This window comes from Comamonas sp. B-9, assembly GCF_000410635.1.
Taxonomy (GTDB): domain Bacteria; phylum Pseudomonadota; class Gammaproteobacteria; order Burkholderiales; family Burkholderiaceae_C; genus Comamonas.
The window spans coordinates 18,043-29,521 of the sequence record NZ_APCR01000335.1 but is presented as its reverse complement, the minus strand read 5'-3'; the positions used below and the strand labels follow the sequence as shown (position 1 = coordinate 29,521).

At 65.3% G+C, this 11,479-nt stretch carries 8 protein-coding genes; 2 read left to right on the top strand and 6 right to left on the bottom strand.

Features of this window, described 5'->3' with window-relative positions; all coding sequences use genetic code 11:
- From H928_RS0103505 to H928_RS0103480, 6 genes are all read right to left on the bottom strand, one after another.
- On the bottom strand, positions 1-589 hold a 589-nt coding region (locus H928_RS0103505; RefSeq protein ID WP_021025273.1), incomplete at its 3' end, for a nitronate monooxygenase family protein.
- Positions 590-630: 41 nt separating this feature from the next.
- Positions 631-1,428: an enoyl-CoA hydratase/isomerase family protein gene (locus tag H928_RS0103500; RefSeq protein ID WP_021025272.1), complete on the bottom strand. Its 798-nt coding sequence runs from the start codon at positions 1,426-1,428 to the stop codon at positions 631-633.
- 10 nt (positions 1,429-1,438) lie between these two features.
- Entirely contained in the window at positions 1,439-2,689 is a 1,251-nt protein-coding gene (locus H928_RS0103495; protein ID WP_021025271.1) for an acyl-CoA dehydrogenase family protein, read from the bottom strand.
- Between the two features lie 21 nt (positions 2,690-2,710).
- A complete protein-coding gene (locus H928_RS0103490; RefSeq protein WP_021025270.1) occupies positions 2,711-3,769 on the bottom strand; it encodes a phosphotransferase family protein in 1,059 nt (352 codons plus the stop codon).
- Positions 3,770-4,070: 301 nt separating this feature from the next.
- Entirely contained in the window at positions 4,071-6,740 is a 2,670-nt protein-coding gene (locus H928_RS25955) for a LuxR C-terminal-related transcriptional regulator (RefSeq protein WP_021025269.1), read from the bottom strand.
- A gap of 53 nt (positions 6,741-6,793) precedes the next feature.
- The gene (locus tag H928_RS0103480) at positions 6,794-7,972 is read right to left on the bottom strand and encodes an acetyl-CoA C-acetyltransferase (RefSeq protein WP_021025268.1); all 1,179 of its coding nucleotides are present in this window, start codon (positions 7,970-7,972) and stop codon (positions 6,794-6,796) included.
- 184 nt (positions 7,973-8,156) lie between these two features.
- Here H928_RS0103480 and proP point away from each other — a divergent pair, with 184 nt between their 5' ends.
- Both proP and H928_RS0103470 read left to right on the top strand, forming a co-directional pair.
- The gene (proP, locus tag H928_RS0103475; RefSeq protein ID WP_021025267.1) at positions 8,157-9,728 is read left to right on the top strand and encodes a glycine betaine/L-proline transporter ProP; all 1,572 of its coding nucleotides are present in this window, start codon (positions 8,157-8,159) and stop codon (positions 9,726-9,728) included.
- Between the two features lie 284 nt (positions 9,729-10,012).
- On the top strand, positions 10,013-10,981 hold the full coding sequence (locus H928_RS0103470) for a tripartite tricarboxylate transporter substrate binding protein (RefSeq protein ID WP_021025266.1): 969 nt from the start codon (positions 10,013-10,015) through the stop codon (positions 10,979-10,981).
- The last annotated feature ends 498 nt before the right edge of the window (positions 10,982-11,479 follow it).

Below are 11,479 nucleotides of genomic sequence, written 5' to 3'. Positions count from 1 at the left end.
TGTTGACGCCCTCGGCGCCCAAGGCCAGCGCTGCGGCCAGCCCGCGCCCATCGGCAATGCCGCCCGATGCGATCACCGGAATGCGCAGCGCGCGGGCGGCCAGCGGGATCAGCACCAGGCCGGCCACATCGTCCTCGCCCGGGTGGCCGGCGCATTCAAAGCCATCGATGCTGACGGCATCGACCCCATTGCGCTCGGCCGACAGCGCATGGCGCACGCTGGTGCATTTGTGCACGATGCGCATATGGCCGCGCTTGGCTTTCTCGATAAAGGCCACGGGGCTGTTGCCAGCGGTCTCCAGCACGCGCACACCGCTGTCGATGGCCGCATCCAGGTAGGCCTCATAGGGGGGCGGCTTGGCCGACGGCAGAATTGTCAGGTTCACGCCAAAGGGCTGGTCCGTCATCTCGCGGCAGCGGGCGATCTCGCGTGCCAGCGCCTCGGGCGTGGGCTGGGTCAGCGCCGTCAGCACACCCAGGCCGCCGGCGTTGGAGACGGCTGAGGCCAGCTCCGCCGTGCCCACCCACTGCATGCCGCCCTGGATGATGGGGTAGCGGATGCCCAGCAATTGCGTAATACGTGTCTTCATAGGATGCCTTGCGTTCATGAATGGGTGGGTCGATCAACGGCTCAGCGGCCTTGAAACCGCGCTGCGCGCTTGTCGCGGAAGGCGCTGATGCCTTCCTGAAAATCGGCCGTGCCAGCGCACTGGGTAAAGCTCTCCGCTTCTTTGTCCAGATGGGCGTCCAGCCCGCGCTCCAAGGCGCTGCGCAGCAGCTGCTTCATATGGCCCAGCGCATGCGTGGGGCCCTGGGCCAGGCGCTGCACCAGGGCTTCGGCCTCGGCTGCCAGGCTGTCCTTGGCGACCACGCGGTTGACAAGGCCCAGGCGCAGGGCCTCGGCCGCCTCCAGGTTGTCGCCCAGCAGCGCCAGCTCCATCGCCTTGCGCAGGCCCAGCACACGCGGCAGGCCCCAGGAGGTGGAGCAGTCACAGCTTGCGCCGATCAGCGGATAGGCCACGCCAAAGCGCGTGCCCTCGGCGGCAATCGCCAGGTCGCAGGCCAGCATCAGCCCCAGGCCGCCTCCTGCCACCGCGCCTTGCACCGCACAGACCACGGGGGCCTGCAAGGCGGTCAGCAGGCGGATGCCGCCATGCATGCCAGCAATCAACTGCGCGGCGGCCTGCTGCGGATCGGCGCGCATTTCATCCAAGTCGCCACCGGCCATAAAGGCCCTGCCCTCGCCTGTGATGAGCACGGCGCGCACCAGCGGGTCGGCGGCAATGTCCTGGCAGGCCTGGTGAAAGGCGGCTGCCATGCCACGGTCAATGGCGTTGAGCGCCTGGGGGCGGTTGAAGCGGATATGGGCTACGGTGCCGCTGCGCCAGTGCAGCACGCTGCCGTTGGGGTTCTGGTCGGGATAGGTCATCGCAGGCGCTTCAGTGGCTGGTGCTGTAGTAGGCGGCGGTGGCGCCCAGGTTGTCGCGTGCGCGGGCCAGCTCGGCGCGGGCAATCGCACGCAGATGGACTTCGTCCGGGCCGTCAAAAAAGCGCATCGCCCGGCCCCAGGACCAGAGGTAGGACAGCGGGGTATCGGGCGTGATGCCCATGGCACCGAACACCTGGATGGCCCGGTCCAGCACACGCGTCTGCAGCTGCGCCGCGACCAGCTTGATGGCCGATACATCGATGTGCGCGGCCTTGTTGCCGAACATGTCCATCTTCCAGGCGGCCTGCAGCACCAGCAACCGCGCCTGGTCGATCTCGACGCGGGACTGGGCGATCCAGTCCTGCACATTGGCGTAATCGCTCAGGTGCTTGCCAAAGGCGCGGCGGGTGAGTGCGCGCTCGCACATCATCTCGACCGCCAGCTCGCACTGGCCAATGGTGCGCATGCAGTGGTGCACCCGGCCAGGGCCCAAGCGCGCCTGCGCCAGCGCAAAGCCGCTGTGCTCCTCGCCCAGCAGGTTGCTGACGGGCACGCGCACATCGGTGTAGGTCACCTCGCAATGCCCTTCGGGCGCATGGTGGTGCATGATCGCCACATTGCGCACGATGTTCAGGCCCGGGGTGTCCAGCGGCACGATGACCATCGAATGGCGCTGGTGGCGGGGCGCATCGGGGCTCTCATCGCTGACCCCCATGACAATGGCGAACTTGCAGTTCGGGTGCAGCGCGCCGGTGGTAAACCACTTGCGGCCGTTGATCACATACTCATCGCCGTCGCGGCGGATCGTGGTGCAGATATTGGTGGCATCGGACGAGGCGACATCGGGCTCGGTCATCGAAAAGCAGGAGCGGATGCTGCCGTCGAGCAAGGGCTTGAGCCAGCGCTCGTGCTGCTCGGGCGTCGCAAACAGGTGCAGCAGCTCGGTGTTGCCGGTATCGGGCGCATTGCAGTTGAACACCTCGGCCGACCAGTAGACGCGGCCGATGATCTCGGCCAGCGGGCTGTACTGCATATTGCTCATGCGGGTGCCGGGCTCATCGTCACGCAGGCCGGGCAGAAAGAGGTTCCACAAACCGGCCTCGCGCGCCAGTTGCTTGAGCGGCTCGACCACCTCGGTCGGGTAGGCGCCGGTGGCCGCGATGCGCTCGTAGTCGTGGTAGCGGGGCAGCACATGGCGTTCCATGAACTGGCGCAGCGTGCGCTGCATCTGCTGCGTGTCCTCGGGGTACTGGAAGTTCAAGAGCGTCTCCTGTAGAAAAATTCAAAACACTGCCGCTGGGGCGTCGATCGCCTCCAGCCCGCGCCGGGCCAGGGCCTGGGCCATCGCGCCCACCTCCGAGGCGTTGTCGGCCACCGCATTGCCCCGCGCGGCGCGGGCCGCAATGCCTTCAAAGATGACGGCCCAGCGCATGAACGCAAAGGCCCAGTGGAAAGGCGCGGCCTGGCGGGCCGGATCGCTGCGGCCGGCGCGCTGGTAGAAATGCGCCAGGTAGTCGGACTCGGACGGAATACCCAGGGCTGCCAGATCCAGCCCGCGCAGCCCGCCAAACTCATCGGGCAGGGTGCGCCAGGCCACGGTGTTGAAGGCCACATCGGCCAGCGGATGGCCCAGGGGGGACAGCTCCCAGTCCAGCACCGCGACCACCTTGGCTTCGGTGGGGTGGAACAGCAGGTTGTTGAGCTTGAAATCACCATGGGTCAGCGTGGTTTCGTCATCGCTGGGGCGGTTGGCGCCCAGCCAGGCCAGCAACTCATCAATGGCTGGGTTGGGCGCAATGCGCGACAGATCCCACTGCTTTTGCCAGCGGTGCAGCTGCCGCTCAAAAAAGCCGCCCTCCTTGCCAAAGCCCTCCAGCCCGGCGGCGCGCCAGTCCACCGCATGCAGGGTAGCCAGGGTGTCGGCCATCGCCAGGTAGATCGCGCGGCGCTCGGCCGGGCGCATGCCGGTGAGCGCGTTGTCGTTGAAGACGCGCCCCTCGACCTTTTCCATCAGGTAGAAGGGCGTTCCGACCACATCGCTGCCTGCGTGGTAGAGCAGCATCTGCGGCACGGGCAGCGCCGTGTCTGCCAGCGCCTTCATCACGCGGTACTCGCGGTCCACCGCATGGGCCGATGGCAATACCTCGCCCGCAGGCTTTTTGCGCAGCACCATGTGCCGGCTGCCATAGCTCACAAAAAAGGTCGGGTTGGACTGGCCGCCGCCAATCGCCTGCAGCGCCATCTCACCCTGCAAGCCTGGCAACTGCGCGCGCAGAAAGTCGTCCAGGCGGGCTGGGTCAAAGGCTTGCGGGTGGCTAGAGGGGGTGCTGGAGGAGGTCATCGAGCAAGGGGTTTGGGTGGGATGCAATGGCGTGCAGGCAAAGCTGCGCCCCGGCCGTCCGCAGACGGCATCGTGGTGTTGACGTAGGAAAAACGGGCGCTTAGCTGCGCGCAGGACGGCGGAGTGCTACAGCGGTAGTGCAGAGGCTGCAGATGGGGTCAGGTGCGCAATCCGCCTGGCGATGGGGCATGAACATGGCTTGTCTCCTGTCTTTGCTATTTTTAGCCATCATGCGGCCAGCCGCCCCAGCCCGCCCCCACCCGATGTGGGTGGCTCGGGTTTCCCCCTGCGGTGTTGGCGATCAGCCCTGCACCAGGCCCAGGTCGCGCGCGCGGGCAACGGCATCATCGCGACCCACCACCTTGAGCTTGCCGTAGACATTGCGCAGATGCCATTTGACGGTCTCGGGCGAGATGCCCAGCACCTGGGCAATGCGCTTGTTCGACATGCTGTGCGCAAGCGCCCGCAAGATCTCCAGCTCCCGCTCGGACAGAGGCTCGCTCAGCCCCGCATCGGCGGGCTGCGGCTGGGCACGGTAGCGCTGCGATTGCTGCTGCAGCCGCTCCACATAAAACGCGAGCAAGGGATCGGAGGCGCCAAAGGCCTGGGCGCAGGCCCCGGCCAGCACCAGCGCGGGCTCGCCCAAGTCCAGAATGCTGCGCACCAGGCCCAGCTGCTGGCCCTGCAGCAAGGCATCACGCATGACCTCCAGCGCCTGGTCCTGGTGCCCCAGGCGGCTCAGCAGCAGGGCACGCAGCACCAAGGTGGCGCAGCGGTCGCGCCGCTGCAAAAGCGCGCTGTCGTCCTTGCCGCGCTCGCCCAGCGCCTCCAGCGCAGCACGGTCGTCGAGGTTGGCCTCGTGGAACAGCGCCTGCGTGTAGCGGGCCATGCCGGTGATGCGCAGGCTCACGGGGCTGCGGGCATCGGCATGGCGCTGCGCCAGCAGCTCGATCTGGCGCAGCATCTGGCGCGCGCCTTCGCTGTCGCGCATCTGCAGCAGGCAGCGCACGCGCTCGCCCATCGCAAAGGCCAGCAGGCGGTCCAGCGAGCGGCGCTGGGCGATTTCTTCGATGCGCGCCAGGCCTTCGATCGCTTCGAGCGGGTTGCCGTCCAGCCGGCTCAGGCGCGCGCAGACCAGGGCCACGGTCACCAGCGCATCGGGCAGTACCACGCGCTCGGTGGTGTCCAGCCGGCCTTCGAGCAGCTGGCGCAGCTCGTCGAGCTCATTGGTCTCATACAGCACGGCCGCCAGATAGGCGGCGGCATTGCAGGCCATCTCGCTGTGGCGGCCCAGCGCCTTTTCGGCATGGGCGAGCGCCTCGCGCAGCACCGGCTCAGCCTGGCGCACATCGCCGGCATAGAGCCACGAGAGACCACGCAGCGATTCGGTCATCAAATGGCCAAAGGCTGAATCGAGCAGCGGCGAGCCATCGTCGCGCAGCGGGGGCGAGCCGCGCAGCACCTCACGGGCCTTGTCATACTCGGCGCTGTGCCCATACATCCAGCCCAGCAGATTGCGCTTGCCACCCACCAGCACGGCGTCATCGCCCTGCTGGATGGACATCAGCTCGGGCAGCAAGGCCTGCGCGGTGCCCAGGTCGTCCTCCTGCAAGGCCAGCGAGAAGGCCAGCAGCACGCAATGCGCGCGGCCTTCATGGTCCTGCTCGCCCAGCTGCGCGCGCAGCGCATTCAAGGTCTCATGGCAGGCGGTGAGCTTGTAGTAGCACAGCTGGGTCCAGCCCAGCCACAGCAGCAGCGCGGGACGCGCATGGACGGTAGCTCGCGGCAGCTCGGACACCGCGCGCACCAGCTGCTGCAGCTGGCCGTTCAAAAACAGCTCGCGCGCCCAGCGCTCCACCCAGTGCACGGCCTGGTCCATGTCCCCTGCCTCGACCGCATGGTGCACGGCATCGCGCAGATGGCGCCGGGCGCCCAGCCATTGCGCCAGGGCCGCGTGGGTGCGCTGGCGCTCAGCCTGCGGCAGCGATTGGAAGCGGGTGAGCAGCAGCTCGCGAAACAGCGGATGGAAGCGGTACCAGCCCTGGCTGTCGGCATCTTGCAGCGGCAGCACAAACAGGTTCTCGCGCTGCAGGCGCTCGAGCAAGGCGGGGCCCACGGGCTCACCGGCAATCGTGATCGCCAGCGCCTGGTTGAAGCTGCGCGCCGCAGCCAGCCGCGTCATTGCGTCGATCTCATCCTTGTCGACCCGGCACAGCACCTCGCGGTTGAAGTAGGCGGTAAAGTCCTGCGCGTTCTGCACCGGCGACGCGGGCGTGCGCGGCTGCAGTGCCAGCAGCTGCAGGCCAGCGGCCCAGCCATCGGTTACCTCGAGCAGCTGGCGCGCCACAGCCGGGCTGGTGCTGCGCGGCTGGCGGGCCTGCAGAAACTGTTGCACCTCTTCCAGGGTAAAGCGCAGCTCGGTAGGCCCGATCTCTTCGAGCAAGCCTTGGTCACGCAGGCGCGCCAGGCGCAGCTGGGGCATGCTGCGCGAGACGATCACCAGCCGCAAGGCGGGCGGCGCAAAATCCAGCAAGGTCTGCAGCGCCGCGCCCGCGCGCATGTCGCCCATGTTCTGCCAATCATCGACCACCACCAGCAAGGGCCGGCTGCGTGCCAGAAACGCGCGCAGCAAGGCAATGACGATGGCATCGGCCCGCGCCTCGCCGCCCCGGTTGGACAGCAGGCGAGCCTCGCGCGCGATATCGCTGTCAATGCGGTCCAGCGAATCGAAGAGCGCCGCCATCAGCGCCTGGCCGTCGTCGCCGGGCTGCACCGTCACCCAGGCTTCGTCATGGCCAAAGGTCAGCGCTTGCGCGCGCCACTGCAGCGCCAGCGAGGTTTTGCCACTGCCCGCCGGCCCGTGGATCAGCAGGCAGGTTTTATGGCGGGCCTCGGACAGGCGCGCCAGCAGATGCTTGCGCTCAATGCGCCGGGGCTCCAGTCGGGGAAGTGTGTGGTTTGTCTCGGTCACTGTTTTTATAAATGCGCGGCATGTTTATCCCCGAATAGTGCCACGACTCAGTGCTAGAGACGCTCAATCACCGTCACATTCGCCATGCCCCCGCCCTCGCACATGGTCTGCAGCCCGTAGCGGCCGCCGCGCTGGTGCAGCGCATGGACCAGGGTGGCCATCAGCTTGGCGCCCGTACCGCCCAGAGGATGGCCCAGCGCAATGGCGCCGCCGTTCACATTCATGCGCGCGGGATCGGCCTGCAGCGCCTGCAGCCAGGCCAGCGGGATCGAGGCAAAGGCCTCGTTGACTTCGTAGAGGTCGATGTCGCTCAGGCGCATGCCGGCCTTCTTCAAGGCCAGCTGGGTGGCGGGCACCGGGGCCTCCAGCATGATGACAGGGTCATGGCCCAGCACGGTCATGTGGTGGATGCGCGCCAGGGGCTTGGTGCCCAGGCGGCGCAGGCCGCGCTCATTGACGATCAGCACGCCGCTGGCGCCATCGCACATCTGGCTGGCATTGGCTGCGGTGATCAAGCCGCCCTCCTGCAGCAGCTTGACGCTCTGAATGCCTTCCAAGGTGGCTTCAAAGCGGATGCCCTCGTCCACCGCATGCAGGTCCTGCGTCAAGGCGCCGCTGGCATCGCGCACCGCAATCGGCAAAATCTCTGCGGCAAAGTGGCCTGCGCGGCTGGCGGCAGCGGCGCGCTGGTGGCTTTGCAAGGCGTAGCGGTCCAGCGCGTCCTTGTCCAGGCCATACTTGCGCGCCACCATCTCGGCACCGACAAACTGGCTAAAGACGGTATCGCCATAGCGGCTGGCGATGCCGGGGCTGTGGTAGTGGCCCAGCCCGGCCTTTTGCGCCAGGCCGCCCGGGCTGCCCATGGGCACGCGGGTCATCGATTCGACGCCGGCGGCAATCACCATGTCCATCGCGCCCGACATCACCGCCTGCGCGGCAAAGTGGATGGCCTGCTGCGAGGAGCCGCATTGGCGGTCGATGCTGGTGCCGGGCACCGATTCGGGCAGCTTGGAGGCCAGCACCACATTGCGCGCCACATTGCTGGACTGCTCGCCCACCTGGCTGACGCAGCCCAGAAACACATCGTCCACAGCGGCCGGGTCGGCATCGACACCTTCGACCAGCGCATTGATGACCTGCGCGGCCAGATCCACCGGATGCCAGCCGGCCAGTTGGCCACCTCGGCGGCCACCCGCCGTGCGTTGCGCCGCCACGATAAAAGCTTCGGACATGGAACTCCTTTGTCTCGTCATTGTGTAGAAGATGCTCAGGAAGAGTTTAGGCGCCCCCCACCCCGGCCCGACCACCCATAACGGGTGGCTGGCGAAGTTTGGCGGCAGCGCGCGGCCCCCTCGTCCTACAGACGGGCGGGCAGCGATTGGCGAAGATGGCGACCCATAATTACCGGGGAACCGCATGGATACCACCAACAACAATACAGCGGCCAATCCGACGCCTCCTTCGCCGCCGCTGATCCCCACCCAAAGCGGCACCTTGGAGCTGCACGACATCACCATCGTCGACAAGGTCAAGCTCAGAAAGGCGATTTCTGCCGCCGCGCTGGGCAATGCCATGGAGTGGTTCGACTTTGGCGTCTATGGCTTTGTCGCCTTTGCGCTGGGCAAGGTGTTCTTCCCCGATGCGTCGCCCAGTGTGCAGATGATTGCCGCGCTGGGCACCTTCTCGATTCCCTTTCTCGTACGGCCGCTGGGTGGACTGTTCTTTGGCGTGATGGGTGACAAGTTCGGGCGCCAGAAGGTGCTGTCGATCACCATCATCATCATGGCTGCCAGCACCTTCTGCATTGGGCTGATACCGTCCTACGCCAGCATTGGCATCTGGGCGCCGATCCTGCTGCTGCTGTGCAAGCTGGCGCAGGGCTTCTCGGTGGGGGGTGAATACACCGGCGCCGCCATCTTTGTGGCCGAGTTTGCGCCGGACCGCAAGCGCGGGTTTCTGGGCAGCTTTCTGGACTTTGGCTCCATCGTGGGCTTTGTCACCGGCGCGGGCGTCGTGGTCCTGCTGCAAAGCCTGCTGAGCGAGGCGAGCTTTCTGGACTGGGGCTGGCGCGTGCCCTTCTTCCTGGCAGCGCCCCTGGGCCTGGTAGGCCTGTACCTGCGCCATGCAGCCGAAGAAACGCCCGCCTTTCAGCAACAACTCGACCAGATGGAAAAGGACGACCAGGAGGATGTGGAGAACCGCCCCCGCATCTCCTTCAAGGAAATCGCGACACGCTACTGGCGCCCCCTGCTGGTGTCGGTGGGCCTGGTGCTGACCACCAATATCACCTACTACATGCTGCTGACCTACATGCCCAGCTACCTGTCGCACAACCTGCACTACTCCGAAGACCATGGCGTGCTGATCATCATCGCCGTGATGATCGGCATGCTCTTTGTGCAGCCGGTGATCGGCCTGGCCAGCGACCGCTTTGGCCGCAAGCCCTTTGTGATCGTTGGCTCCATAGGCCTCTTGGTGCTGGCCATCCCCGCGTTCCGGCTGATCATCAACGGCCAGATCGCGCTGATCTTTGTTGGCCTGTTCATGCTGGCGATTGTGCTGAATTGCTTTACCGGGGTGATGGCCTCCACCTTGCCTGCGATGTTCCCGACCCGCATCCGCTACAGTGCGCTGGCCGCCTCGTTCAACATCGCCATCATCGTCGCCGGCCTCACGCCCACCATCACCGCCGCCTTGGTCGATTCGACCGGCAGCCTCTACCTGCCCGCCTACTACCTGATGTTTGTCGCCGTGGTCGGCATCATCACCGGCATCTTCATGAAGGAAACCGCCAACCGCCCCCTGCGCGGCGCCACGCCAGCGGCCTCCAGCAAGCAGGAGGCCAAGGAGCTGCTGATCCAGACGCTGGACCATATCGAGCAAAGCGTGGAAGACATCGATGGCGAGATTGCCAAGCTGCAAGAGCAGATTGCGGCGCTGGAGCTGCGCAAGCAGAAATACATCGATCTGCATCCGCGGCTGGATTGAGGAGCGTACCGCTTAGGCACTACCAACATCGCACCACAAAGCCCTGCAAATTGCCTATTTGTAGGGCTTTTTTTCTTCTGAACCCGCTCGCCATGCTTTCACCGCTCACCCGGGCTCCAGTGCAACACCAGAGCTGGGTACTCGCCACCCTGATCCAGCGAGCGCTACCGTTCGCCAAGATGACCCCGCCGCCGGTGCCATCCTGCTGTCACCCGTGTTGGGGATGCGCAGCGGTGGCTTCGCTAGACTGCAGAGACAACAACCATTCATGCAAGGAGACAACCATGCAACGCCGTACTTTTGCCGCTTTCGCAGCCAGCATTGCCGTTGTGGGCGCTGCGGGTTTTGCCGCGCCCGCCGTGGCACAGGCTGATTACCCCAACCGGCCTATCGTGCTGATCGTGCCCTATGGGGCGGGGGGTGTGAGTGATGTGGTGGCGCGGGCGCTGGCCCTGTCGATGGGCAAGCAGTTGGGCCAGTCCATCATCATCGAGAACAAGCCGGGTGCCGGGGCCTCGATGGGGGTGATGGACATGAAGCATGCCAAGCCCGACGGCTACCGGCTGACCTTGAGCCCGGTAGCGATATTCCGGCAGCCGCATATCCAGAAGGTGGCCTACGATCCGGTTGCCGACCTGAGCTATGTGGCGGCCTTTATGTCGTATGACTTTCTGCTGGCCGTGGCGCAGGATTCGCCGTACAAATCGGTCAAGGACATTGTCGAGCAGTCCAAAAAGCAGCCCGGCTCGGTCGACTACGGCACGCCCGGCAAGTTTTCGGCCAACCATGTGCTGATGGCCTTGCTGGAGAAGAAGGCGGGCGTGCAGTTCACCCATGTGCCGTACAAGGGCGATGCCGAGGCGGTGAATGCCTTGATTGCGGGCCACACCAAGACAGGGGTGTTTGGCAATACGGTGCTTCCGCATATGCAGTCAGGCAAACTGCGTGCGCTGGCCATTGCCTCGGAAACGCGCCCTCCCGCCTTTGCCAATGTGCCGACCTTCCGTGAGCAGGGCTATGACGTAGTGACGCCATCGCCACTGGGCATCGCTGGCCCCAGGGGCCTGCCGCCCGAGATTGTGCGCAAGCTCGAAGCCGCCGTGAAGTCTGCCATGGACGACCCCGCCTTCCAGCAGGCGGCCGCAAATTATGGGGTGCGGCTGGAGTACCGCAATGCCCAGGATTACAGCGCCTTCGCGAAGAAGGCCTTTGCCGAAGAGGGCACGATTGTGCAGAGCATTGGGCTGGATTAAGCGTCGCTTGTAGATTGACAGGTGCCAGGGTGAGTGCCGGAGCCGTCATCAGCTTTTTTGCAGACTGGCCACCTTCCCATCCCGCCCTATAGCGTTGATAAGGAACTGAGCAGCGCGCAGCCCTGAGGCTGTGTGGCTGCCGCCCTGAAGGCAAGCCAACGCACATGGATGGCGTCCTTCATGTCGAACCGCGTAAGCATGGCCCAGCGCCTGGCCACGGACATGCGCCGCAATCAACGCAGGCCACACTCCGACAAGACGCGATTCAGCGATGAGTGAAGAGCACACCACCCAGACGAAGAAAAACCCCTGAGCGAGAACACTCAGGGGTTTTATTCTTGGCGGAAACGGAGTCCGTTGAAATGAAGTCCAATTGAGTCCGGCATGTACCACTTGTCTTTTCAAATCAACTAGTTGTAGTTTTCGTTAGTCCAAAGAGGTGCAACGCGGTTTGGTTTGGAACAAATTTTTATGGTAGATTGGATGGTAGATATTCCA

Bases quoted from the DNA above. Each gene is read 5' to 3' on its own strand.
- proP (WP_021025267.1), top strand. From the start codon at position 8,157: ATGGATACCACCAACAACAATACAGCGGCCAATCCGACGCCTCCTTCG.
- H928_RS0103500 (WP_021025272.1), bottom strand. From the start codon at position 1,428: ATGACCTATCCCGACCAGAACCCCAACGGCAGCGTGCTGCACTGGCGC.
- H928_RS0103480 (WP_021025268.1), bottom strand. From the start codon at position 7,972: ATGTCCGAAGCTTTTATCGTGGCGGCGCAACGCACGGCGGGTGGCCGC.
- H928_RS0103470 (WP_021025266.1), top strand. From the start codon at position 10,013: ATGCAACGCCGTACTTTTGCCGCTTTCGCAGCCAGCATTGCCGTTGTG.
- H928_RS0103490 (WP_021025270.1), bottom strand. From the start codon at position 3,769: ATGACCTCCTCCAGCACCCCCTCTAGCCACCCGCAAGCCTTTGACCCA.